Here is a 22032-nt window from a genome sequence, read left to right on the forward strand (position 1 = left end):
CCCGGGGTGGCCGGAGGGCGCGGCGTCACACTCCCCAGTCGTCGTTCACGGTGACGGCGTCGGCGACGTGGAACCGGCCGCCGGGCATCGGCGGCTTGGTGGGCTCACCCAGGGCGACGACGTGCTTGCCGAACTTGGGCGTCAGCGGACGGCCGACGTCGCGCTTGAGCCACAGACGCAGCAGGTGCCGGCGGCGCTCCGGCTCCGGGTGGTCGAGGTAGCTGGTGCGCGAGTGCAACGCGGCATAGTTGAGCAGCCACTGCACGTCCCCCGGCTGGAAGTCCATGTCGATCGGCAGGCCCTGCTCCTGCGAGATCTCGTCGAAGAGGGCGATGGCCGCGGTCTGATCGGGCGTCAGCCGAGGGACATCGTCGTACTCCTGGGCGCTGAAGATCATCGAGCTGCCCGCGTAGGTGCTGAAGACGCCGTCGGTGTAGCTGATGATCGGCGAGGTGTAGGTCAGCTCCGGGGAGTCGGGGTCCTGGCGCCGCCAGTCCCAGTGATAGGTGTCGAAGAGCCGTGGGGCGAGGTCCGGGCGGCGCAGCAGCATCTCGTTGTAGACCGTGGTGCCGCTGACCAGGCTGGAGGCCCCGCCCTCCTTGGCGCCGCGCAGGCACATGAGGGCGACGACGTCGGAGCTGTCCGAGTGGAACGGCAGCCGGTCCCGCACCCGGGAGGGCAGCGCGCCCTCGTCGGACAACGTCTTGTTCGACGTGGCGATCACATGGTCGAGCAGGTCGCCCCGCTGGTTCTGCCCGATCGGCCGGCCGAGGTGCAGACCCATGACGAAGAAGACGGCCGCGGCCATGGCGTCCCCGTACTCCTCGGTGCGCAGGCCGCGCACCAGGACGAAGCCCCGCCCCGCGTCCATCTGGCGGGCGCACTCGTCGTTCAGGGCGCGGCAGGCGTCGAACGGGTAGTCGGCGGCGGTGACGGTGCGCAGGTCCGGGTCGTCGGCGACGAAGCGCCGTCCCAGGTCTTCCAGCTCGGCGCGCTCGGCGTCGCTGAGGACGTAGATCCACTCGGTGGACTTCGACAGTTCGTCGCCGCGCCAGGCGGAAGGTCCGGAGATCGGCTCGGGGCCGACGGTGGTGGTCATGCTGATGTACTCCTCGAAGAAGAAGCGGTGGAGGGCCCGTCGGCGAAGACACGACGGACGGCGATTCGGTGCGGTGCGGTGCCTTGCACGTCGCACAGCGGCGACGAACGGCACGCGGAACTCTCAGAAGGGGGTCTGAGGCTCGCCGACGGCCGTACCGGGGCGCAGTCCCTCGCGGGGCGGGGAGTACTTGAGCGGTTGATCGTAGGTCCGGCGACCGGCGCACGACACGAGCAGGACGCCGATGAGAGCGACTGGCTTCATGCTGGTCCCGTCCTTTCCGGTCCCGCCCTTTCGAGAAGTGTCCCCACGATAGGCACGGTCTGTACCTTCGTCAATATGCGAGACGTCATCTCGTAAGTGGTACGCCAGAGGTCGGAGGCGCCCGACTCCGCCCACCGCGCTCGCGATCCAGTTCTTCGAAGATCGAATTAAGAAAATGAAGATCTGTGTGTTGACGCATCAAAAAACTCAAGATACAAAGGAATGACAGGCTGTCGCCGAGAGTGAGGGAGCCGAGTGTGGACTGGCAGGAGCTGACGGACCTGACGCGCGGGCAGCCGTTCGTGGTCGAGCGGGTGCGTCTCGCCGGCAGCGGCGTCGCGATCGAGGGGCAGTTCGAGCCGCCACAGCTGGCACAACTCGACATCGACGACCAGGTGTTCATCGCCGCGTTCGTGCGGTCGCACGGTTCGATCAAGGAGATGGAGCGGATCTTCGGGGTGAGTTACCCGACGATCAAGTCCCGGCTGAAGCGGATCGCCGAGCAACTCGACTTCGTGGACACCGACCCCGCGCCCGGCGGCGCCGCCGACGTGGTCGACCGTCTGCGGCGGGGGGAGATCAGCGCCCAGGAGGCGCTGGCCGAGCTGGAGGGAACCCGGTGATCCCGTACCTGGTGACCGTGCGGATACGCCGTTCCCACGGCCGTCGGCTGCGGTTGTACATCCCCGTACTCCTCGTCCTGCTGGTGCTGTCACCGCTGCTGCTCCTCGCCGTACTGGGCGGGCTGATCGCCTGCCTCGCCACCCGGGTGAGTCCGGTGGGTGCGCTGCGTGGCGCCGGGCAGGTCCTGTGGGCGCTGCCCGGCACCCGGTTCGAGAGTGAGCAGGGGCGAACGGCCGTACTGGTCAGCGTCAGATGAGTCGGAGGAGCCACGAGTGACGAGGAGTCAGGAGCAACGATGAACGAGCAGCGCCGCCAGATCCTGGACATGCTGGCCGCGGGCAAGGTCACCGCGGACGAGGCCGAGCGGTTGATCGACGCCCTCGAACGAGAGCGGCCCGAACCGCCCCCGGGAGCCGTGTCCCGCCCGAAGACCCGGCCCAAGTACCTGCGTGTGAAGGTGTATTGGGCGGACGGCTCCGGTGGTGACGAGTCGGGCCGGGTCGACATCCGGGTCCCGCTGCAACTGCTGCGCGCAGGCGTCCGGCTCACGAGCCTCATCCCTCCGCAGGCCCTCACCAAGGTCAACGCGGAGCTGAAGAAATCAGGGGTCCCGATCGACCTCGGCGAGCTGAAGCCGCAGCACCTTGAGGAGCTGATCGACCAACTCGACGATGTCACCGTCGACGTCGACGATCCCGACGCCAAGGTGCAGGTGTTCTGCGAGTAACGCCCCCTACCACCCTCCCTGCTGACCTCCGCCCTCGAAAGGGAGTACTCCATGCGCTCGTCTGTCATGTCCACGTCTAAGTGGAAGGGTGGCCCGCAGTCGCCCGCCGCCGTCTCCGCCGTCGGTCTGCGCAAGTCGTACGGCGACAAGACCGTCCTCGACGGCATCGACCTGCACATTCCTGCCGGTTCTGTCTTCGCGCTGCTCGGGCCGAACGGCGCAGGCAAGACCACCGCCGTGAAGATCCTCTCCACGCTCATCAGCGCCGACGGCGGACAGGCCCAGGTCGCCGGCCACGACATCGCCGACTCACCGGACGGAGTGCGCGCCGCGATCGGTGTCACCGGACAGTTCTCCGCCGTCGACGGTCTGATCACCGGTGAGGAGAACATGCTCCTCATGGCGGACCTGCACCACCTGTCCAAGCGCGAGGGGCGGCGGGTCACCGCCGAACTGCTGGAGAGGTTCGACCTCACCGAGGCCGCCAAGAAGCCCGCCCAGAGCTACTCCGGCGGTATGAAGCGCCGCCTCGACATCGCCATGACCCTCGTCGGCAGCCCCCGGATCATCTTCCTCGACGAGCCGACCACCGGCCTCGACCCCCGCTCCCGCCACACCATGTGGGGGATCATCCGCGAACTGGTCTCCGACGGCGTCACCGTCCTCCTCACCACCCAGTACCTGGAGGAGGCCGACGAACTCGCCGACCGTATCGCCGTACTCCACGACGGCAGGATCGCCGCCGAGGGCACCGCCGACGAGCTGAAGCGGCTCATCCCCGGCGGACACGTACGGCTCCGCTTCTCCGACCCGGCCGCCTACCAGTCCGCCGCCACCGCCCTGCGCGAATCCACCCGCGACGACGACGCACTCGCCCTCCAGATCCCCAGCGACGGCAGCCAGCGCGAACTGCGCTCCCTCCTCGACTGGCTGGACTCCCTCGGCATCGAGGCCGACGAACTGACCGTCCACACCCCCGACCTCGACGACGTGTTCTTCGCCCTCACCGCCTCCACCGCCTCCACCACCCACGCCCCCGCCAACGTCCCCGCCCAGTCCAAGGAGGACGCCCGATGAGCAGCGCCCTCTCCCTCGCCGTACGCGACTCGAACACGATGCTGCGCCGCAACCTCCTGCACGCCTGGCGCTACCCGTCCGGGACCCTGAACCTGCTGCTCACACCCATCATGTTGCTGCTGCTCTTCGTCTACATCTTCGGCGACGTGATGAGCGCCGGCATCGGTGGCGGCGGCGCCGACCGCTCCGACTACATCGCCTACATCGTCCCGGGCATCTTGATGATGACCATCGGCAGCACCGTGATCGGCGCCGCCATGTCCGTCGCCATCGACATGAACGAGGGCATCATCGCCCGCTTCCGCACGATGGCGATCCACCGCGGATCGGTGCTCATCGGGCACGTCGTCGGCAGCGTCATCCAGTGCGTGATGAGCGTGGTCCTGGTCGGGGTCGTCGCCGTGGCCATCGGTTTCCGGTCCACGGACGCCACCGCCCTGGAGTGGCTTGCCGCGCTCGGTCTCCTGACGCTGTTCGCCCTGGCTCTCACCTGGATCGCGGTCGGGATGGGCATGGCCAGTCCGAACCCCGAGGCGGCCAGCAACATGGCCATGCCCCTGATCCTCCTGCCGCTCATCTCCAGCGCCTTCATTCCGGCCGAGACGATGCCGGGCTGGTTCCGGCCGATCGCCGACTACCAGCCGTACACCCCGGCCATCGAGACCCTGCGCGGCCTGCTGCTCGGCACCGGGATCGGCAACAACGGGTGGATCACGATCGCCTGGTGCGTCGGTCTGACCGTGCTCGGCTACCGCTGGTCGAAGGCGGTCTACAACCGCGACCCGAGGTAGCGGCGGGCGAAGGGCCGGTCGGCGGTTCGCGGGCCGCCGCCCGGTCCTGATCGCGCTTTATGGGCGCCGCCCACCCCTCCCCTCCTCCGAGGAAGTCGGCTCGGGACCCGCGATCAGCAGGCGGTACCCGTAGTCCACCTCCTCCTCTTCGAGCAGCGCCGCGTGGCGCCGGTGCCACGCGCCGGAACGCAGATCCGCGCGGAGCCGGTCCATGGCCGGTTCCACCACGTCGGCGGGCAGTTGGGCGAAGGTCGAGTTGGCCCGCTGTACGGCAGGGTCGAGATAGGACTCCGGGCGCCGCCAGTACGCGGTCTGGAAGCCGTCGGTGAGGTCGTGCGGGATGGGAAACGGGAGCACGGTGTGCGCTCCCATCGCTTCCGCCACGTCGGACAACGGGGTGAAGCGTGCGTGGTCCATCAGGCGGATCTCCGGCAGGTACTCGTCGACCAGCCACAACTCGCGTGCGTGGGTGGGGTCCCAGGTGAAGACCACCTGCCGCCGCGACACCCGCCGCATCTCGGCGAGCCCTTTGGGGAGATCCTGCCAGTGGTGCACGGTCATCACGGCCATGGCCGCGTCGAAGGCGCCGTCCGGAAAGGGCAGTTGCTCGGCCCCGGCCAGGGTCTTACGCGGGCCCGGGTGCTGGTCGAGCATCACCTGCGAAGGGTCCACGGCGGTCACCTCCGCGTCCGGCGGCTCGTACGAGCCGGCGCCCGAGCCGACGTTGATCACTGTCCGGGCGCCCGCGAGGGCCCGTACGATCAGCGCGCCGAGCCGGGGGTCGGGGCGCCGGATCTCCCGGTAGCCGATTCCGATCTCGTCGTATGTCGCCGGCCTGCCACCTGTCGCTGCTGTTGCGAAGTCCATGCCGTCGATCCCATCAGAGGTCGGACGGGGCTGGGCAGTGAACCGTGCTGAGCGATGGGATCGTGGTGTGACCTGCGTCACATCCTGTCACAGGGATCTCTCACCTGGTGTCTTGAGGCCGAACCCCCTGAAACGGAGGAGACACCATGGCTCAGCACACCGATGTGGTCGTGATCGGCGGCGGATACGCCGGCGTCATGGCGGCCAACCGCCTGACCCAGCGCGACGACGTCACCGTGACCCTCATCAACCCGCGTCCGACCTTCGTCGACCGGATCCGCCTGCACCAACTGGTGGGCGGATCCCATGAGGCGGTCGCCGAGTACCGGAAGGTCCTCGCCGAGGGCGTCCGGCTCGTGGTCGACACCGTGACACGGATCGACGCGGCCGAGCGCGAGGTGACGCTGGCGACCGGGGGCACGGTCGGCTACGACTACCTGGTCTACGCGGTGGGCAGCGGCAGCGCCGACCCCCGGGTGCCCGGAGCCGCCGAGTTCGCGTACCCGATCGGCAGCCTGGAGGAGGCGCAGCGGCTGGGGCCCGTTCTCGACGGCGCGCCCACGACCGCCGCCGTGACGGTGGTCGGAGCGGGTGCGACCGGCATCGAGACCGCCGCCGAACTGGCCGAGCTGGGCCGCACCGTGACCCTGGTCTGCGGCGAGACGCTCGGCCCGTCCCTGCATCCCCGGGGGCGGCGCGCGGTCGCCAAGCGGCTGGCCAAGCTCGGCGTGACCGTCGTCGAAGGGCCCGGCGCGAGGGTCGCGACGGTCGCGCGGGATGCCGTGCGGCTCGTCGACGGACGCGAGCTGCCGAGCCATGTGACCATCTGGACCGCCGGATTCGGCGTGCCGGATCTGGCCGCGCGCAGCGGGCTGAGCACCGACGCCCTGGGCCGTCTGCGCACCGACGAGACCCTGACGAGCGTGGACGACGCGCGCATCGTCGCGGCCGGGGACTCGGCGGCACCCTCGGACCTGCCGTTCCGTATGAGCTGCCAGGCCGCCGTCCAACTCGGCCCGCAGGCCGCCCGGACCGTGCTCAGCCGCCTCGCCGGTGAGCAGCCCGCGCCCATCGACGTGGGGTTCGTCAGCCAGTGCCTCAGCCTGGGCCGCCACGCCGGCGTCTTCCAGATCACCGGCAGGGACGACACCGCCAAGAGGTACTACATCGGCGGCCGTTCGGGCGCGAAGATCAAGGAGTTGATCTGCAAGGGCATCCCCTGGCAGCTTTCGTACGAGGCGCGCAAGCCGGGTGTCCGCACCTGGTGGACCAAGGATGCCAAGCGCCGACCGCTGCTCCAGGCCAAGCGCGACGAGGCGCCGGCCGCCGCGGTCGGCACCCTGGCCCGGCCGTGAGGCACGACGCGAAAGAGAGAGGTCCGAGAGATGAGCGACCACGCCACTGACCCGGCGCCGGAGCCCTTCGACCCCGCGACCGCGTCTTTTGTCGCCCACCGCAACCTCCTCTTCACCGTCGCGTACGAGATGCTCGGCTCGGCCGCCGACGCCGAGGACGTCCTCCAGGAAACCTGGCTGCGCTGGGTCAAGGTCGACCTCGGCGAGGTGCGCGACGAGCGTGCCTATCTGGTCCGGATCACCACCCGGCAGGCGCTCAACCGGCTGCGCACCATGAAGCGCCGCCGGGAGGCGTACGTGGGCCAGTGGCTGCCCGAGCCGCTGCTCACCACGCCCGACGTGGCCGAGGACGCCGAACTCGCCGAGAGCGTGTCGATGGCGCTGATGCTCGTCCTGGAGACGCTGTCGCCGACCGAGCGCGCCGTCTTCGTCCTGCGCGAGGCCTTCGACATCGCTTACGACGAGATCGCCGCGGCCGTGGACAAGAGCCCGGAAGCCGTCCGCCAGATCGCGCACCGCGCGCGCCGGCACGTCGACTCCCGCCGCCCCCGCCGGACGGTCTCCGCGAGCGAGACCCGGGCCGCGATGGAGTCGTTCCAGCGCGCGCTCGAAACCAGGGATCCGCAGGACCTCCTCGACGTGCTCGCCCCGGGGGTCGTCCTGGTGAGCGACGGAGGCGGCGTCAAGCAGGCCGCGCTCCGACCCGTCATCGGCGCCGACAAGGTGGTCCGCTTCTACCTCGGCGGCACTTCCAAGGTGGACAGCACGATCACCTGCGACCCCACCGTGGTCAACGGCAGCCCCGCGCTCGTAGTCCGCCTCGACGGCGAACTCGACGGCATCCTCGCGATCCGTGTCGAAGAGGCCCGTATCACCGGCCTCTACTACGTCCGCAACCCCGAGAAACTGTCCCGCGTCGCGTCCGAAACCCCGCTCACGCTCCGGTGAACCCCGGCCCGAAGGTTCTCGGGCCGGGGCGCACCTCAGGCCGGCCGGGGAGCCGTCACGCCGGGTCGAGGCGGGAGACCTTGCCGCCCAGGTCGAGCACGAACAGCTCGCCCCTGGTGTTCTGCACGAACGAGACCACCGAGCCGCCGTTGACTCCGAGGTCGCCCACGGCGGTCACCTTGCCGTTCTTGATCCGCAGGGTGCGGAGGGTGCCGTCGCAGTAGTCGCTGTACACGTACTGACCCTGGAGGCCGCTGATCGCCTTGCCCCGGTAGACGTATCCGCCGGTGACCGAGCAGGCCAGGCCGCTGCGGTCGTACTCGTGGACCGGCGGCACGTGGTTCGCGGGCTCCGTGCCGCCCCGGAAGGTGTGCGTGCCCTCCATCTGGGACCAGCCGTAGTTCTCGCCGCCCTCGCTGTCCGCCGGGGCCCAGTCGATCTCCTCCCAGTCGCTCTGGCCGACGTCACCGATCAGCAGATCGCCCGTGCGCGCGTCGAAGGAGAACCGCCACGGGTTGCGCAGCCCGTACGCCCAGATCTCGTCCTTGGCGTTCGGGTCGTCCACGAACGGGTTGTCCGGCGGGATCGCGTACGGCTTGCCGGGCGTGGCGCCGGCCGGGTCGATCCGCAGCAGCTTGCCGAGCAGGGTGTCGAGGTTCTGCCCGTTGGCGTGCGGGTCGCCGCCCGCGCCGCCGTCGCCGAGCGCGATGTAGAGGTAGCCGTCGGGGCCGAAGTGGATGTCGCCGCCGTTGTGGTTCGAGTAGGGCTGTGTCTGGGTGAGGACGGTGCGCCGGGTGTTCGGCTGGATCTTGCCCTTCCGCACGGCGAACTCGTCGATGGTGCTGGTGCCTTCGAGGTCCGTGAACGAGATGTAGAAGTGCGCGAACTCCTTGTCGAACGCGATGCCCAGCAGGCCGCGTTCGCCGTCGAGAGTGGTCTCGGCGGTGATGTCCAGGACGGGCTCGCTGAGCCCCTTGCCGCTCAACACCCTTACGGTTCCGGCGCGTTCGGCCAGCCAGACGGTGCCACCGGGACCGGCTGTTCCGGCGGACGGATTCTGGGCCGTGGCCACTTCCGTGAGCGCGACCCCGGCCACATGGTGCGGAGCGGCGGCCCCGTTGGCGGACGCCGTGGTCAGGGCGAGGGAGGCGACGAGGCAGAGCGTGCCGACGATCGCCGAGCTTCTGGTACGAACTTTCACCGTGATCCTCCTGGAGGCGGCGAACGGGGGGAAGTCACCCGGCTGCTGGGGCAGTTGCGAGTTGGGGTGTCGCCCGCGCCAGCACGCAACCTGGGTGGGGGATGGTGTGCTACTGGCTACGGATGAGGATACGGGGACATGGGTGGCTGGTATAGACCAACGCGTCGGCCATCTCGCCGTCCGTTCCGCAGGGGGCACAACAGGGGGCGCGGAAAGCCGAATAGGCTGGCGGGTGTGCAGTGGCATCAGGTACTCGGCTTCGTGGCTGCGGTCACTCCTCTCACCTTGATCCCCGGCGCCAGTTTCACACTTGTCACACAGCGGGTGATCGCGGGTTCGCGGTCCGACGGTGTGCTCGCCACCTTCGGCACGGCGTGCGGGCTCCTGGTGCACGCGACGTTCGCCGCGGTGGGTCTGTCGGCGCTGGTCATGTCGTCCGCCCAGGCGTTGACGGTGGTGAAGGTCGTGGGCGGCGTCTATCTGATCTGGCTGGGCGTGACGACGTGGCGCTCGGCGCGTCGGGGCGGCGAGGTGAGGGCGCGGGCGCGTTGGCGGCTGCCGTGGGCTCGGCTCGGGGGCTTCGGGCAGGGGTTGTGGTCCAACGTCCTCAACCCGAAGGCGGCGTCGGTCTATCTCACGCTCGTTCCGCAGTTCCTGACCTCCAGCCGGCCCATCGCACCGCAGATCGCGCAGCTCGCGGTCGCACATGTGGGCGTCGTCCTGGTGTGGTTGCTGTTCTGGACGACCGTCGTCGCCGCAGCGCGCACGGCGATCGACACGCCACGGTTCCGGCGTGCGACGGCGCGGGTGGCGGGGGCGGTGCTGGTGACCCTGGGGATCCGCACGGCGACGGCGAGGTAGACGGGTGCCGCCGGGATCTGCTGTCCGCCGCGGACGTGCAGCTCATGCAGGACTTGGCCCAGCGGATCACGGCCGTCCGTCCCGACCTGGTGAACAGCGACGCTTCGTTCGGAGAGCTGGCCTGGAACTGAGGAAAGGGGCACGCGAGCCACGGTGATGGGCGGCGCACGGCTACGAGACCGATCCGGCCTCGTTCGGCGACACCGGCTCCTGGACCCAGCTCAACGAACGGGACCTGAACGATCTGGAACAGCCGGTGCTGCCGGACGGATTCCGCTTCCGCACCGCCGATGAGGCCGGTCCGCAGACCGCGGTTCAAGCCCACGTGGACGCGTGGGCTCCGACCGCGTACACAGCCACGGCCTACGAGGGCGTCCGGCGGACACCGCCGTACCGTGGCGATCTCCACGTCACACGACGGTCGCCTGCCTGGGCGCCCCGGGACACCCGAAGGCACGCGGCCTGTACTACAGCGTCGGTCGCCGCTTGTTCACGCGAGACGCACCGCTCATCAAGACCGGGGGCAGGGCCTCGCGGCTGTGTGATTTCCTTCTCCGCTCAGCTGTGACCGGAGGCCATTCCGGCGGCGGTCAGCGCCTCGCGGAGTTCGTCCGTGCTGGGTGCCCCGTCCGTGGTGCCGTCCAGGTGGCGGTAGATCCGGCATGCGACGCCCGGCACCGAGTCGGTCCGTGCGAACGGGTCCTGTCCGTCGAGCAGGACCGTGGGTGAGCCGGCCATGCCGCGCCGGGCCGCCTCCGCCTCGTCACGCACCTCGACCGACACCACCTCGGCCTTGCGCCCGGCCAGGGCGGCATCCAGCCGCTCCAGCGTCACGGGCACGTTCGGGCAACCCGGAATCGCGAGCACCGTAATCCTCATGGCCGTGGTCCTTACCGTCTCCATCCAGGTTAGAGGGTGGGCTTCCCTGCCGCGAGGAACCCCGTCTCCCGCCCAAGCCCGGATACACCCACGTCAACGCGGTGCCGCGCTACTGCGACGCCGACGGTCGGCTCCACGAGAGGGATGATGGCCGCCATGGTGCTTTCGACGCAGTTCACGGAGTTGTTCGGTGTGCGGCATCCGATCGCGCTGGCGCCCATGGGTGGATCGGCCGGTGGTGCGCTGGCGGCGGCCGTCTCTCGCGGCGGCGGGCTCGGGCTGCTGGGTTCCGCGAACGGGGACCCGGAGTGGCTGGGCCGCGAGGTGCCTTTTGTCGCGGAGGCCGCCGGGAAACCCTGGGGCATCGGGTTCCTGACCTGGCAGCTCGATGTCGGCGCGGTCGAGCGGGCGTTGGAGTACGGGCCCAGGGCCGTGATGCTGTCCTTCGGTGACCCGAGGCCGTTCACCGAACGCGTCCGCGCGGCCGGCACCTTGCTGATCCTTCAGGTGACCGATCTGGAGGAGGCCAGGCGGGCCGTCGACCTGGGCGCCGATGTCATCGTGGCGCAGGGCACCGAAAGCGGTGGGCACGGGGCCCGGCACGGGCGCTCCACCTTGCCGTTCGTACCTGTAGTGGTGGATCTGGCGGCGCCGGTGCCGGTCCTGGCGGCCGGCGGGATCGCGGACGGCCGCGGTGTCGCGGCGGCACTGGCGCTGGGCGCGGCGGGTGCGCTCATCGGGACCCGTTTCCAGGCCACGACCGAGGCCCTGGTGCATCCTTCGACTGCCAAGGCGATCGTGGAGGGTAGCAGCGAGGACACCGAGCGCAGCAGGGTGCTCGACATCGCCCGAGGCTCCCGGTGGCCGTCGAAGTACACCGCACGCACCCTCGGCCACCCCTACCTGGACCGGTGGCGGGGCAGGGAAGCCGAACTCGCGGCGGACCCGGAGGCCCGGCAGGGCTACCGGGACGACGTGGCGCGCGGAGTCATCCCGTCGCAGCCGCTGTGGGCCGGCGAAGCCACCGACCTGATCACGGACCTGCCCTCCGCTGCCGACCTCGTCACCACCCTGGCCACGCAGGCCGAAGCCGCACTCGACCGCGCCGGACGGCGCCACGACTTCACGCACCGCACGCCTCGGCGATCGACAGACTGTTCTCGTAGAGATGGTGGCGCGTGATCCGGCCGTCCTCGACGGTGAGGCGAAGCGCGAACGGGCCCTCGAAGGTCTTTCCCGTCGCGCGTACGGTTCCTGACAGACGGCCCATCAGGACGGCGTCGGTGCCGTCGACCAGGAAGGTGTCCACGGACGCGCGCGCGTCCTCGGGCACGGTGTGCTCCGCCAGATCCGTGAACTGGGCTGCGCATTCGGCGGCGGTGGACCGCGGGCGGATCCAGGGTGCGGCCGGGTTCTCGGCGAGCAGCCAGTCCACCTCGTCGGCGAAAAGGGCGACAAGACGCTCGGTGTCCCCGGCCATCCGGGCGGCAAGGAACTCCCGTACGACGGCCCGGGTGGCGTCCGAACTCGTTGTGGTGTCCGCCGACTTCACTGACATGGCGCTCTCCTCAAGGCCGCGGCCGGATTGGGGCCGGATTCCGGCGGGGTTTCCCGTCGACGGGTCGATCCTGCCGGGGGAGGCGAGAGCCGTCGATTACCCCGGGGGTAAGGCGCGGCGGCTGGTGACGGGGCGTCACCTCTCACCCCGGTGCCCGGCCCTGTCAGCCGGATGGGTGACTGCGCTGGACGCGTATGCCGGGCCAAGATCGACTCCATGAACTCCTCCTTGACCCTCCGCGCATCCGCCGCGGCCCTGGTGCTGACGGCGGCGATGGCTCCCGCGGTGGCGGCTCAGCCGGACGATCCCGCCGCACGGTCCACGATCGGGGTGCACGCCCGGTTGCTCGGCGAGAAGATCGTTCCGCACAAACTCTCCTTTCAGAACACGACAGTTGGCGGGCTGTCCGGCGTCGACCGGGACCCGTGCAGCGGCGAGTACGTCATGATCAGCGACGACCGCTCGTACCTCCAGCCCGCCCGCTTCTACACCGCCAGGATCAAGGTGGACGCCGGAGGGGTGCACTCCGTCGACTTCACCGGCACCCACCCCTTCCTTCAGCCGGACGGCTCGGTCTACCCACCGGCGAGCGCCGGCGACGGCAAGGCGGTGGACCCGGAGGAGCTGCGGGTGGACCCGCGGACCTGCCGGTACTGGTGGGCGCAGGAGGGCGACCGGCCGAAGTCGGCGAGCGAGCCGGTGATCCAGCCGTCGATCCAGTTCGCCGACCGCTCCGGTGCCTACCGCGGCCAACTGCGCCTGCCGCCCCAGTACGAGATCACCATGGCCGATCGGGGCATCCGGCGGAACAAGGCCGTGGAAGCGATCACCTTCGGAGCCGGGAGCCGCGTGCTCACCAGCGCCGTCGAGGGTCCGCTGATCCAGGACGGCCCGGAGCCCACCGTGGAACACGGCGCCCTGATCCGCGTCACCCAGCAGAGCCGCAACGGCGCCGTGCTCGGGCAGTTCGCCTACCCCCTGGAGAAGATCTTCGCCGAGTCCGACCCGTCCAGCCCGTGGCCCCCGGACACCGGAGTGGCGTCGATCCTCGCCTTCCCCGGCGACCCCAGCCGCTATCTCGTACTCGAACGTACCTGGGTGGCGGGCGCGGGATTCAAGATCCGCATCTACGACGCCACCACGCGGGGTGCGACAGACGTACGGCGCATGGACTCGCTGGCCGGGCAGAGGGTCGTACCGATGCACAAGAAACTGGTCGCGGACTTCGCCGACCTGGGTCTGTCCACGGTCGACAACACCGAGGGCATGACCTGGGGTCCGACCCTGCGGAACGGCGAACGAACCCTGCTTCTGGTCAGCGACGACAACTTCGCCGAGGACGAGGTCACCCAGATCGTCGCACTCGGTATCCGCTGAACACCTGACGCCCATGGGCGCCGGGCCGACGTCGGCCCGGCACCCGTAGGCGTCTTACGTGAATTCCCTGGGGCCCTCTAGCTGCTCAGGGTGCGGGCCGCCTCGTCGATGAGGTCCGTGACCGGGCCGGGGTGGGACGCCAGGGAGGCGTGGCCTGCGGGGAGTTCGATGGTCTTGCGGGGGTTCATCCGCTGGGCCATCCTCCGCTCGGTGTCGGGGTGGATCATGCGGTCGTCGGCCGAGACCTGGTACCAGACGGGCTTGCTGCGCCAGGCGGGCGCGGTGACCGTGTCGCCGAAGGTGGACGCGAGCGGAGCCTTCTGGGTGACGGCCAGGACGAAGGCCTCGTCGTCGGCGAGGTCCTGGCAGAAGCTCCACTGGTACTCGTCCTGCTTGATCCACAGGTAGCCGTCGGAGTCCGGGGCGATGTTCTTGAACGCGGCCGGGGCGGGCTCCTCGCTGATCCCACCGGGGCTCTCGCCGGCGTCGGGGGCGAACGCGGCGATGTACACCAGACCCTGCACGTTGGGCAGGTCGCCCATCTCGGTGATGACCGCACCGCCGTACGAGTGCCCGACCAGCAGCACCGGGCCGTCGATCTGGCGGACCATCTTGCGGGTCCGCTCGGCGTCGTCGGCCAACGAGGTGAGCGGCATCTCCACCGCGTGCAGCGAGCCGTAGCCTCGGCCGTGGAGATCGGTGATGACCTTCGACCAGTGGGCGGCGCCGCCCCAGAAACCATGCACCAGGACGACCGTGGGCTTGTCCGCCATGTTCCCGCACCAATCCGTTCGAGGGGTGTGCCTGCGATTCCCGCCCGGAACGGAGCGTAACTGACCGTGTACCTATTGTCCTGGTGTGGTGCTTCTGTCCTCGGCGGCTCGCATGGCCAGGGCGGTGTCCAGGAGCATGTCCTCCTGGCCGCCCACGAGCCCCCGTTCACCCGCTCGCAGCAGCAGCGCGCGTGCGTCGACGCCGTATGTCTCGGCGGCCGTCTCCGCGTGGCGCAGGAAGCTGGAGTAGACGCCCGCGAAGCCGAGAGTCAGGGTTTCCCGGTCGACCCGGACCGGTCGACTCTGGAGCGGGCGGACCAGGTCGTCGGCGGCGTCCTGGAGTGCGAGCAGGTCGCAGCCGTGGGCCCAGCCCTCGATGGTGGCGACGGCGGCGAACGCCTCGATCGGGCAGTTCCCGGCGCCCGCGCCATGGCCCGCGAGCGAGGCGTCCACGCGGGTGGCGCCCTCCTCGGCGGCGGTCAGCGAATTGGCCACCGACAGGGAAAGGTTCTCGTGCGCGTGAATGCCGATCTCGGTGTCCGGCGCGAGCACCTCACGGTAGGCGCGGACCCGCTCGCGCACCCCGTTCATCGTCAAGTGCCCGGCGGAGTCCGTCACATAGACGCAGTGCGCGCCGTAGGACTCCATGAGGGCGGCCTGCCGGGCCAGTTCGGCGGGCGGCGCCATATGACTCATCATCAGAAAGCCGGACACATCCATGCCCAGTTCGCGCGCGGTGGCGATGTGCTGTGCGGCGACGTCCGCCTCGGTGCAGTGCGTGGCGACGCGCACCGACCGTACGCCCAGGCCGTGGGCGTGCCGCAGGTCCTCGACCGTGCCGATGCCCGGCAGCAGCAGCGTCGTGAGCCGGGCCCGGGTCACGCTCGCGGCGACGGCTTCGATCCACTCCTGGTCGGTGTTGCTGCCCGGCCCGTACGTGAGGCTGCTGCCGGCCAGGCCGTCGCCGTGGGCGACTTCGATGGCGTCGACGCCCGCCGCGTCCAGCGCGGAGGCGATCCGGGCCGCCTGTTCCGGCCGGAGCTGATGGCGCGTGGCGTGCATGCCGTCGCGCAAGGTGACGTCCTGGAGGTAGAGGCGGCGCCCACCGCCGTCAGCATCTCCAGCCCCCCTGCCGGTCCCGGTGCTGTTCACCGTGCCACCTCCCGTGTGCGTGCGGCGATCCGCTCGCCCACCCGCAGGGCGGCCGAGGTCATGATGTCGAGATTGCCGGCGTAGGCGGGCAAGTAGTGCCCCGCGCCCTCGACTTCGAGCAGGACGGACACCTGGTGGGTGACGGTGCGCCCGTCCGTGAGAGTACGGACCCGGTCGGTGACCGGGGTGAACTGTGCGGGCCGGTGGAGGCGGTAGCCGGCTACGTAAGCGGCGACGTCCGCGACCATCCGCTCCACGGCGGCGGCGATCCGCTCACGCGTGGCCGCCTCCGGGGCGTCGACCAGGCAGAACACCGTGTCCCGCATGGTGAGCGGGGGCTCGGCCGGGTTGAGGACGATCACCGCCTTGCCACGGGCCGCGCCGCCCACGGACTCGATCGCACGCGCCGTGGTCACGGTGAACTCGTCGATGTTGGCCCGGGTCCCGGGCCCCGCCGACTTCGACGCGATGGACGCGACGATCTCCGCGTACGGCACGGGCACCACCCCGGCCACCGCCGCCACGACGGGGATCGTGGCTTGGCCGCCGCAAGTGACCATGTTGATGTCGGGCGCGTCCAGATGCCGGCCGAGGTTGACGGCCGGGACGACGTACGGGCCGATGGCCGCAGGGGTCAGGTCCACGAGCCGCTTCCCGTACGGCGCCAGGACGCCGGCGTTGTGCCGGTGCGCGGCGGCCGACGTGGCGTCGAAGACGATATCGATCTCAGCGAAGCCGGGCAGCGCGACGAGACCCCGTACGCCGTCCGATGTGGTCGGCACCCCGAGCCGCGCGGCGCGTGCCAGGCCGTCGGACGCGGGGTCGATGCCGACCATGGCGGCGATCTCCAGGTGCTCAACGACGCGCAGCATCTTGATCATCAGGTCGGTGCCGATGTTGCCGGAGCCGATCACGGCCGCCTTCACCCGCCCGCTCATGACGGTCCCCCCGGTCCACCCGGTACCCCTGTGAAGGCGGCGGCGACCTCGCCGACGCCGGTGATCTCGGCCCGGAAGCTGTCGCCGGGGGCGACCGGCACCATGGGGCCGAGCGCGCCGGACAGCACGATGTCACCGGCCCGCAGGGGGCTGCCGCGGTCGCGGGCGGTCGTCGCGAGCCAGGCGACCGCGGCCAGCGGATCGCCCAGACACGCGGCGCCCGTACCCCGCGATACCACCTCGCCGCCGCGACGCATCGTCATGACGCAGCCCGGCAGGTCGAGCCCGTCGAGGCTTTGCCGGTCGGCGCCGAGCGCGAACAGGCCCGATGAGGCGTTGTCGGCGACGGTGTCCACGATGGTGATGTCCCAGCCGGCGATCCGGCTGTCCACGATCTCCAGCCCGGCGACGACGTACGCGGTGGCCGCGGCGACCTCCGCCGGACCGATCACCGTGTCGGTCAGGTCGGAACCCAGCACGAAGGCGATCTCGGCCTCGATCTTCGGCTGGAGCGTGCGGCCGATGTCGACCGGGATGCCCGGCGGGCACTCCATGCTGTCGAGCAGGACACCGAAGTCCGGCTGCTCGACGCCGAGTTGCTCCTGTACGGCAGGGTTGGTGAGGCCCACCTTGCGGCCCACCACGCGTGCGCCGCCCGCTACCTGGTCCGCCACCCAGGAGGACTGGACGGCGTAGGCGGCGTCGAGGTCGCCATCGGGCAGCAGTCCGCGTACCGGAGGGCAGGGTCTGCCGGCCTTGCGTGCGGCGGCGAGAACGGCCACCGCCAGTGCGGTCGCCGACGAGGCGCTGCCGGTGTCCGTAGGTATGTCGGCACGCATGTCAACTCACCTCGATATACATGTCAGTTCACCTCGAACGTCGTCGCGATACCCATGCCGGTGATCCACTCGGGCACGGGTTCATAGCTGCTCCACACCAGCGGCCCGCCGGTCGCGGCGGCGCCGATCAGCCAGGTGCGGACCTCGTGGGCGCCCCGGCCCGCGCTCTCCTCCAACCCCTCGTCGCCCAGCGCGACGACGGAGGCGAGGTCGCCGTCCGCGATCCGCCGCAGGAACCATTCGTCCCAGTCGGAGTTGACCCGGGCGCCGGGATCGCCGCCCATGGCCCGGACGCGTGGCTCGCGGGCCGCGGCGAAGGCGTCGACGTTCTTGCGGCCGTGGATCAGGGCCGCCCGGCGCTCCCCGGCCACCGCCGGATCGCGCGGATCGTTGGACGGCAGCCAATGGGACAACCCGCCGCTGGCGACGACGAGGACCCGGGCGGGCGAGCGCGCCGCACGGATCGCCGCCCCGAGCGCTTGGCCGAGGCCGACGCAGCGGGCCAGGCCCGGCAGCGGTGGCGCGGCCGTGTTGACCACCAGCGGCACCATCGGGATCTCACGGTCGCCGCAGACCATCTCGTAACTCTGCACCACGCCGTGGTCGAGGGTGAGGGCGTACGACAGGGCCGGGTCGAAGCCTTCGCGCGCCAGGCCGTCGTGGATCGACCAGGCCAGCGCGTCGGCGGAGAGCAGCGGGCCCGACCTGCTGCCGAAGTCGCCGAAGCCGGTGATCTCCTCGACGCCGAGGACGAACGGCGGCATGACGTCGTAGAAGTGGGCGTGGAAGTGGTCGGGGCCGATGACGACGAGGGCGTCGGGCGCCAGCCGCTCCACGGCCCCGGCCACCCTGGCGGCGTCGGCCAGGAAGCGACCGCCCGGCTGTGAACTGTCCCTGGGCGGCAGCAGGGTGGCGAAGGGTGAGTGCGACAGCGCGGCCAGCCCGATGATCTCGCTCATGAGGGGTCCCTGCCGGGGTCCCTGCCGGGGTCCCTGCCGGGGTCCTTGCCGGGGTCCTTGCCGAGGACGAGGAAGTCGTGGTGGGCACGGAGGTACTCCGCGGGTTTCTCCCACTGCGGCCAGTGGCCCGCGTCCTCGATGACGTGCAGCCGCGAATCGGGCAGCCACTTCTGGAGCATGGCCGCCTCGTCGAGCCCGCCCGTGGGGTCGTGGTCGGTCCACAGCAGCAGCGTCGGCGCGGTGATCCTGCCGACCCACTCCGGCCGCCAGGCGAAGTCCTTGCGGATCTCGGGGTCCTGGAGGACGAGGGTGTTGGTGATCGCCTGGAGGAAGCCGGGGCGGCCGTAGACGGCGCGCCGCAGGTTCACCAGTTCGTCGGTGACCATCTCCGTGTGGTGGAAGAGGAAGGCGACCCGGCGACGTACCGTCTCGTCGCTCGGGTCCTGGACGGCGGCCAGTGTGCTCGCGCGCAGCCGGGCCATCACCTCCGGCTTGTCGGCGATGTTGCCCGGCGTGTTGAGCACCAGCCGGTCGACCCGGCCGGGGTGGTGCGCCGCCGTCCAGGCCGCCACCCAGCCGCCGAGCGACTCACCGGACAGATGCGCCGAGCCGATTCCGAGGGCGTCCATCAGGGCGACGAGATGGTCCGACAGCACATCGGTGGTGTAGGGCCGGTCCGGCAGGTCCGACCAGCCGTGCCCCACCATGTCGTACGCGGTGACCCGGAAGTGCGCGGCCAGTCCCCTGATGTCCCGCGCGTACGCCTCCAGATGGCCGCCCGTACCGTGCAGCAGGACGAGGTCGGGTCCGGAACCGGCCCGCAGTACGCGCGTCCGCACACCGTCGACGTCCACATGACGCACCTCGTGGTCGGTGGTGGCCAGTTCGGCCCAGATGCTGATGTGCTCGGGCAGGGCGCGCCCGTCGGTGCCGTTCATGCGGTGTCCTCCTTGAACCGTTCGCGGGCCTCGGCGACGGTGGCCAGTCCCGCGCTCTGCCGCCGGCCGACGCCCAGCAGTCCGAGCAGCCGGGAGTTCTCGATGGTCAGGAATTCGACCGGGTGCTCGGCGGAGTCGTTGTAGTGGCGGTGCCAGGTCCACGGCGGGGTGTAGACGAAGTCACCGGCCGACCAGCCGGCGGTCTCGTCCTCGATCTCGCTGTGCCCGTCCCCGGAGATCACGTAGTGCACGGTCTCGTGGTGGTGGCGCTGCATGTCCGAGCTGAGCCCGGCGGGGATGGTCTGCCGGAAGATCTCGAAGGTGGTGGTGGGCAGCCGGCCGGCGATCGACAGCTTCGTCGGGTTGTGCACCTGGTCGGCGGGGAGCGGTTCGAGTTCGGCGGCGCGCACGACGACCGGACGGGCCGCACTCGGCCGTACGGTGTCCGACAGCGCGCCGAGGAAGTCGGCCAGCGCGAAGTGTTCTCCGGACTCGCCCATCAGATCGTTTCCGTCCTTCCGCCGTCGACCGTGAGTACGGTCCCGTTGATGTACGCCGCGCCGTCCGATGCCAGGAAGGCCACGGTCGCCGCGATCTCCTCCGGCCGCGCGGCGCGACCGGCCGGAATGCTCGCGGTGTCCTCGGCGTCGAGCGCCTCGAAGGTTCGCGCAGCGCGCTCCGCCCGTGCCCGCAGGATCTCCGTGCGCCGTTCGGTCGCGGTCGCGCCGGGCGCCACGCAGTTGACTGTGACGCCCCGGTCCGCGAACTCCCGTGACAGCAGCTTGGCGGCGGCCGTGACGGCGGAGCGCAGGACGACGGAGGCCGCCAGGTCGGGCTGCGGCTGCCGGACCGCGCCCGAGGTGATGAGCACGGCGCGGCCGAAGCCCCGCTCCGCCATCCTCGGCAGCGCCAGCCGGGCGAGCCGCAGCGGGCCGAGCAGCAGCAGTTCGTACGCAGTCCGCCACTGCTCGTCGCCGACGTCGAGGATGCGGCCAGGCGGGGGGCCGCCGGCGTTGAGTACGAGGATGTCGAGGGCGCCGTACCGGGCTTCGACCTCCGCGACGGCCTTCTCGGCCGCGGACGCGTCCGCCACGTCGTTGACCAGCGCGTGCACCTCACCGCCGGTGCGGCGGCGGAGTCCGTGTGCGGCGGTGTCGAGGGTGGTGGCATCGCGGCCGGTGATGACGACCCGGTGGCCGGTCCGCAGGAGGTGTGCGGCGGTGGCGTTGCCGATTCCGGCGCCACCGCCACCGACCAGGGCGGTTCTCGTGGGGATGGCTGTGATGGCTGCCTCCGGATGCGAGGTGGTGGGTTGCGTGAGCGGGTACGAGGGGATGGGTTTCGCGTGCTTCGGGGGTTGCGTCGAGCGGCGACGGGCCTAGCCTGTCCCGTATGAACTCGGGAACCAACCATGAGTCCCGCTGAGCGGGACGACCCGGGCGGGGCGATGGGCGGCCTCGACCGGGCCGCCGCGATTCTGGGCGCCTTCGACGCCACCCACCGCGAACTGACACTGGCCGCACTGGTGGCGCGCTGCGGCCTGCCGCGGTCGACCACGCACCGGACCGCCGAGCGGATGATCCGGCTCGGCTGGATGGACAAACCCGACGGGCGCTACCGGATCGGCGACCGGCTCTTCGAGATCGCGAGCCTCGCCCCGCTCAGGCTCGAACTGCGCGAAACCGTACTGCCGTTCCTCCAGGACCTGCACACCGCGACCCGTATCACCGTGCAGCTCGGCGTCCTCAAGGGCGCCGAGGTCCTCATCGTCGAGAAGATCACCGGCCACCGCCCCATCCCGGTGCTCTCCCAGGTCGGCGGACTCATCCCCGCGCACTGCTCGGCGCTCGGCCGCGCGATCCTCACCTACTCCGACCCCGTGACGATCGACGCCGTCCTGGACGCCGGCATGGAGCCGCGTACACCGCGCACGCTGACCAGCAAGGCCGCCGTCATGCGGGAGCTGACCGCGATTCCGTCCCGGGGATGGGCGGTCGACCGCGAGGAGGGGAACATCGGCGTGAGCTGCGTGGCCGCGCCCGTCTTCGGACCGCTCGGCGCGGTCGCGGCGGCCCTGTCGGTGACCGGGCCGAGCGCCGCCGTACGGGCGGACCGGATCGGTCCCGCGGTCCGGCTGGCCGCGGCGGCTGCCTCCCGGGCGTACACGTACCGGCACTGACGCCCGTACGGACACCATGACTGGTTCCCGTACCGGCACCGCTCACCGTCTGATGTCCCAGTGAGCGGGACGGTTGTTTGCGCTCATCACCGGCCCGCCCCACGCTGTGAGCCCCGACACACCAAGGACGTGGTGGTGTGCCATCCGAGAGGAGACGACGGTGACTCTAGGCGGTGGCTACATGCTGCCCTCACGCCAGGGGCGGGCGATCGGAGCGATCGGGCTCGGCATCACCGTGAAGGCGGACGGCGATGCGACCCGTGACGCGTACTCGCTGTTCGAGTACGCGATCCCGCCGAGGACCGACGGGCCGCCCCCGCACATCCACCGGCGCGAGGACGAGTCCTTCATCTGTCTCGCCGGACGGCTGGACGTGCACCTCGGCGGCGAGGACTTCGTCCTGGAACACGGCGACTACCTCTATCTGCCGCGCGACGTGGTGCACGCGTTCCGCAATCCGTACGGGGAGGAGTCGCGGGTCGTCTCCGTGGTGTCACCGGCCGGTCTGGAGGCCTACTACCAGGCCCTCGCCGACATGCCGCCCGGCCCCAAGGACATCTCGCTGATGAAAAAGATCATGGCCGAGTTCGGTATCGAACTCCAACTGCCGCCAGAGGTGCGGTAGT

The 22032-nt window shown here is 70.6% G+C and carries 26 protein-coding genes; 12 read left to right on the top strand and 14 right to left on the bottom strand.

Going from position 1 to position 22032, the window contains the following annotated elements:
- Positions 1 to 25 precede the first annotated feature (25 nt).
- Both ACIQNU_RS08335 and ACIQNU_RS08340 read right to left on the bottom strand, forming a co-directional pair.
- The gene (locus ACIQNU_RS08335) at positions 26 to 1099 is read right to left on the bottom strand and encodes a TauD/TfdA family dioxygenase (RefSeq protein ID WP_401362686.1); all 1074 of its coding nucleotides are present in this window, start codon (positions 1097 to 1099) and stop codon (positions 26 to 28) included.
- 123 nt (positions 1100 to 1222) lie between these two features.
- Positions 1223 to 1363 (bottom strand): hypothetical protein, encoded by a 141-nt coding sequence (locus tag ACIQNU_RS08340; RefSeq protein WP_401362688.1) that lies wholly within the window; start codon positions 1361 to 1363, stop codon positions 1223 to 1225.
- A 257-nt stretch (positions 1364 to 1620) separates the two neighbouring features.
- On the opposite strand from ACIQNU_RS08340, the gene ACIQNU_RS08345 reads away from it, so the two are divergent.
- From ACIQNU_RS08345 to ACIQNU_RS08365, 5 genes are read left to right on the top strand one after another with little or no spacing between them, the layout of a single operon-like run.
- On the top strand, positions 1621 to 1986 hold the full coding sequence (locus tag ACIQNU_RS08345) for a DUF2089 domain-containing protein (RefSeq protein ID WP_401362691.1): 366 nt from the start codon (positions 1621 to 1623) through the stop codon (positions 1984 to 1986).
- Positions 1983 to 2243, top strand: coding sequence for a hypothetical protein (locus ACIQNU_RS08350; RefSeq protein ID WP_401362694.1), 261 nt, complete (start codon positions 1983 to 1985; stop codon positions 2241 to 2243). The genes ACIQNU_RS08345 and ACIQNU_RS08350 overlap by 4 nt, the downstream gene beginning before the upstream one ends.
- Positions 2244 to 2282: 39 nt before the next feature.
- Complete coding sequence (locus tag ACIQNU_RS08355) at positions 2283 to 2714, top strand: SHOCT-like domain-containing protein (RefSeq protein ID WP_401362697.1); 432 nt, start codon at positions 2283 to 2285, stop codon at positions 2712 to 2714.
- Between the two features lie 51 nt (positions 2715 to 2765).
- Positions 2766 to 3791: an ATP-binding cassette domain-containing protein gene (locus ACIQNU_RS08360; protein WP_401362700.1), complete on the top strand. Its 1026-nt coding sequence runs from the start codon at positions 2766 to 2768 to the stop codon at positions 3789 to 3791.
- Positions 3788 to 4582, top strand: coding sequence for an ABC transporter permease (locus ACIQNU_RS08365; protein WP_401362703.1), 795 nt, complete (start codon positions 3788 to 3790; stop codon positions 4580 to 4582). The genes ACIQNU_RS08360 and ACIQNU_RS08365 overlap by 4 nt, the downstream gene beginning before the upstream one ends.
- A 57-nt stretch (positions 4583 to 4639) precedes the next feature.
- Here the strand turns inward: ACIQNU_RS08365 and ACIQNU_RS08370 are convergent, their stop codons facing one another.
- Positions 4640 to 5449, bottom strand: a complete 810-nt coding sequence (locus ACIQNU_RS08370; protein ID WP_401362706.1) for a class I SAM-dependent methyltransferase — start codon at positions 5447 to 5449, stop codon at positions 4640 to 4642.
- 146 nt (positions 5450 to 5595) lie between these two features.
- Here ACIQNU_RS08370 and ACIQNU_RS08375 point away from each other — a divergent pair, with 146 nt between their 5' ends.
- On the top strand, positions 5596 to 6804 hold the full coding sequence (locus tag ACIQNU_RS08375; protein WP_401362709.1) for an NAD(P)/FAD-dependent oxidoreductase: 1209 nt from the start codon (positions 5596 to 5598) through the stop codon (positions 6802 to 6804).
- Positions 6805 to 6834: 30 nt separating this feature from the next.
- Entirely contained in the window at positions 6835 to 7752 is a 918-nt protein-coding gene (locus ACIQNU_RS08380) for an RNA polymerase sigma-70 factor (protein ID WP_401362712.1), read from the top strand.
- A gap of 55 nt (positions 7753 to 7807) precedes the next feature.
- Here the strand turns inward: ACIQNU_RS08380 and ACIQNU_RS08385 are convergent, their stop codons facing one another.
- Positions 7808 to 8953, bottom strand: coding sequence for a PQQ-dependent sugar dehydrogenase (locus tag ACIQNU_RS08385; RefSeq protein ID WP_401362715.1), 1146 nt, complete (start codon positions 8951 to 8953; stop codon positions 7808 to 7810).
- 234 nt (positions 8954 to 9187) lie between these two features.
- On the opposite strand from ACIQNU_RS08385, the gene ACIQNU_RS08390 reads away from it, so the two are divergent.
- Positions 9188 to 9814: a LysE family translocator gene (locus ACIQNU_RS08390; RefSeq protein ID WP_401362718.1), complete on the top strand. Its 627-nt coding sequence runs from the start codon at positions 9188 to 9190 to the stop codon at positions 9812 to 9814.
- 558 nt (positions 9815 to 10372) lie between these two features.
- Here ACIQNU_RS08390 and ACIQNU_RS08395 read toward each other — a convergent pair.
- Positions 10373 to 10693 carry a hypothetical protein gene (locus tag ACIQNU_RS08395; RefSeq protein WP_401362721.1) on the bottom strand — a complete coding sequence of 107 codons (321 nt, stop codon included), beginning with the start codon at positions 10691 to 10693 and terminating at the stop codon, positions 10373 to 10375.
- 156 nt (positions 10694 to 10849) lie between these two features.
- Here ACIQNU_RS08395 and ACIQNU_RS08400 point away from each other — a divergent pair, with 156 nt between their 5' ends.
- Positions 10850 to 11875, top strand: a complete 1026-nt coding sequence (locus ACIQNU_RS08400; RefSeq protein WP_401362724.1) for an NAD(P)H-dependent flavin oxidoreductase — start codon at positions 10850 to 10852, stop codon at positions 11873 to 11875.
- Here the strand turns inward: ACIQNU_RS08400 and ACIQNU_RS08405 are convergent.
- Positions 11817 to 12251 (bottom strand): nuclear transport factor 2 family protein, encoded by a 435-nt coding sequence (locus ACIQNU_RS08405; protein WP_401362727.1) that lies wholly within the window; start codon positions 12249 to 12251, stop codon positions 11817 to 11819. The two genes, ACIQNU_RS08400 and ACIQNU_RS08405, sit on opposite strands and share 59 nt — an antisense overlap.
- Positions 12252 to 12467: 216 nt before the next feature.
- Between ACIQNU_RS08405 and ACIQNU_RS08410 the strand changes: the two genes are divergently transcribed.
- Positions 12468 to 13628, top strand: a complete 1161-nt coding sequence (locus tag ACIQNU_RS08410; RefSeq protein WP_401362730.1) for an esterase-like activity of phytase family protein — start codon at positions 12468 to 12470, stop codon at positions 13626 to 13628.
- Positions 13629 to 13705: 77 nt separating this feature from the next.
- On the opposite strand, the gene ACIQNU_RS08415 is transcribed toward ACIQNU_RS08410, so the two are convergent.
- The 8 genes from ACIQNU_RS08415 to ACIQNU_RS08450 all read right to left on the bottom strand — a co-directional run bounded on the left by ACIQNU_RS08415 (position 13706) and on the right by ACIQNU_RS08450 (position 20512).
- Positions 13706 to 14401: an alpha/beta hydrolase gene (locus tag ACIQNU_RS08415; protein ID WP_401362733.1), complete on the bottom strand. Its 696-nt coding sequence runs from the start codon at positions 14399 to 14401 to the stop codon at positions 13706 to 13708.
- A gap of 72 nt (positions 14402 to 14473) precedes the next feature.
- A complete protein-coding gene (gene dmpG / locus ACIQNU_RS08420) occupies positions 14474 to 15553 on the bottom strand; it encodes a 4-hydroxy-2-oxovalerate aldolase (protein WP_401362736.1) in 1080 nt (359 codons plus the stop codon).
- Entirely contained in the window at positions 15550 to 16491 is a 942-nt protein-coding gene (locus ACIQNU_RS08425; RefSeq protein WP_401362739.1) for an acetaldehyde dehydrogenase (acetylating), read from the bottom strand. Before ACIQNU_RS08425 ends, dmpG begins: the two co-directional genes overlap by 4 nt.
- Positions 16488 to 17330 carry a 2-keto-4-pentenoate hydratase gene (locus tag ACIQNU_RS08430; protein WP_401362742.1) on the bottom strand — a complete coding sequence of 281 codons (843 nt, stop codon included), beginning with the start codon at positions 17328 to 17330 and terminating at the stop codon, positions 16488 to 16490. The genes ACIQNU_RS08425 and ACIQNU_RS08430 overlap by 4 nt, the downstream gene beginning before the upstream one ends.
- Before the next feature lie 23 nt (positions 17331 to 17353).
- Positions 17354 to 18289 (bottom strand): 2,3-dihydroxyphenylpropionate 1,2-dioxygenase, encoded by a 936-nt coding sequence (locus tag ACIQNU_RS08435; RefSeq protein WP_401362744.1) that lies wholly within the window; start codon positions 18287 to 18289, stop codon positions 17354 to 17356.
- The gene (locus ACIQNU_RS08440) at positions 18286 to 19227 is read right to left on the bottom strand and encodes an alpha/beta fold hydrolase (RefSeq protein ID WP_401362746.1); all 942 of its coding nucleotides are present in this window, start codon (positions 19225 to 19227) and stop codon (positions 18286 to 18288) included. Before ACIQNU_RS08440 ends, ACIQNU_RS08435 begins: the two co-directional genes overlap by 4 nt.
- Entirely contained in the window at positions 19224 to 19727 is a 504-nt protein-coding gene (locus ACIQNU_RS08445) for a cupin domain-containing protein (protein ID WP_401362749.1), read from the bottom strand. Before ACIQNU_RS08445 ends, ACIQNU_RS08440 begins: the two co-directional genes overlap by 4 nt.
- Entirely contained in the window at positions 19727 to 20512 is a 786-nt protein-coding gene (locus ACIQNU_RS08450; RefSeq protein WP_401364185.1) for an SDR family oxidoreductase, read from the bottom strand. The genes ACIQNU_RS08445 and ACIQNU_RS08450 overlap by 1 nt, the downstream gene beginning before the upstream one ends.
- A gap of 126 nt (positions 20513 to 20638) precedes the next feature.
- On the opposite strand from ACIQNU_RS08450, the gene ACIQNU_RS08455 reads away from it, so the two are divergent.
- Positions 20639 to 21406, top strand: a complete 768-nt coding sequence (locus ACIQNU_RS08455; RefSeq protein ID WP_401362752.1) for an IclR family transcriptional regulator — start codon at positions 20639 to 20641, stop codon at positions 21404 to 21406.
- A gap of 160 nt (positions 21407 to 21566) precedes the next feature.
- A complete protein-coding gene (locus ACIQNU_RS08460; protein WP_401362755.1) occupies positions 21567 to 22031 on the top strand; it encodes a cupin domain-containing protein in 465 nt (154 codons plus the stop codon).
- The last annotated feature ends 1 nt before the right edge of the window (position 22032 follow it).

It is taken from the genome of Streptomyces sp. NPDC091292 (assembly GCF_044757265.1).
Taxonomy (GTDB): Bacteria; Actinomycetota; Actinomycetes; order Streptomycetales; family Streptomycetaceae; genus Streptomyces.

Excerpts from the sequence above, each read along its gene's own strand:
- ACIQNU_RS08415 (WP_401362733.1), bottom strand. The coding sequence starts at position 14,401 with ATGGCGGACAAGCCCACGGTCGTCCTGGTGCATGGTTTCTGGGGCGGC.
- ACIQNU_RS08435 (WP_401362744.1), bottom strand. The coding sequence starts at position 18,289 with ATGAGCGAGATCATCGGGCTGGCCGCGCTGTCGCACTCACCCTTCGCC.
- ACIQNU_RS08445 (WP_401362749.1), bottom strand. The coding sequence starts at position 19,727 with ATGGGCGAGTCCGGAGAACACTTCGCGCTGGCCGACTTCCTCGGCGCG.
- ACIQNU_RS08380 (WP_401362712.1), top strand. The coding sequence starts at position 6,835 with ATGAGCGACCACGCCACTGACCCGGCGCCGGAGCCCTTCGACCCCGCG.
- ACIQNU_RS08410 (WP_401362730.1), top strand. The coding sequence starts at position 12,468 with ATGAACTCCTCCTTGACCCTCCGCGCATCCGCCGCGGCCCTGGTGCTG.
- ACIQNU_RS08355 (WP_401362697.1), top strand. The coding sequence starts at position 2,283 with ATGAACGAGCAGCGCCGCCAGATCCTGGACATGCTGGCCGCGGGCAAG.
- ACIQNU_RS08400 (WP_401362724.1), top strand. The coding sequence starts at position 10,850 with ATGGTGCTTTCGACGCAGTTCACGGAGTTGTTCGGTGTGCGGCATCCG.
- ACIQNU_RS08360 (WP_401362700.1), top strand. The coding sequence starts at position 2,766 with ATGCGCTCGTCTGTCATGTCCACGTCTAAGTGGAAGGGTGGCCCGCAG.
- ACIQNU_RS08395 (WP_401362721.1), bottom strand. The coding sequence starts at position 10,693 with ATGAGGATTACGGTGCTCGCGATTCCGGGTTGCCCGAACGTGCCCGTG.
- ACIQNU_RS08375 (WP_401362709.1), top strand. The coding sequence starts at position 5,596 with ATGGCTCAGCACACCGATGTGGTCGTGATCGGCGGCGGATACGCCGGC.
- ACIQNU_RS08440 (WP_401362746.1), bottom strand. The coding sequence starts at position 19,227 with ATGAACGGCACCGACGGGCGCGCCCTGCCCGAGCACATCAGCATCTGG.
- ACIQNU_RS08335 (WP_401362686.1), bottom strand. The coding sequence starts at position 1,099 with ATGACCACCACCGTCGGCCCCGAGCCGATCTCCGGACCTTCCGCCTGG.
- ACIQNU_RS08455 (WP_401362752.1), top strand. The coding sequence starts at position 20,639 with ATGAGTCCCGCTGAGCGGGACGACCCGGGCGGGGCGATGGGCGGCCTC.
- ACIQNU_RS08425 (WP_401362739.1), bottom strand. The coding sequence starts at position 16,491 with ATGAGCGGGCGGGTGAAGGCGGCCGTGATCGGCTCCGGCAACATCGGC.
- ACIQNU_RS08405 (WP_401362727.1), bottom strand. The coding sequence starts at position 12,251 with ATGTCAGTGAAGTCGGCGGACACCACAACGAGTTCGGACGCCACCCGG.
- ACIQNU_RS08430 (WP_401362742.1), bottom strand. The coding sequence starts at position 17,330 with ATGCGTGCCGACATACCTACGGACACCGGCAGCGCCTCGTCGGCGACC.
- ACIQNU_RS08365 (WP_401362703.1), top strand. The coding sequence starts at position 3,788 with ATGAGCAGCGCCCTCTCCCTCGCCGTACGCGACTCGAACACGATGCTG.
- ACIQNU_RS08340 (WP_401362688.1), bottom strand. The coding sequence starts at position 1,363 with ATGAAGCCAGTCGCTCTCATCGGCGTCCTGCTCGTGTCGTGCGCCGGT.
- ACIQNU_RS08370 (WP_401362706.1), bottom strand. The coding sequence starts at position 5,449 with ATGGACTTCGCAACAGCAGCGACAGGTGGCAGGCCGGCGACATACGAC.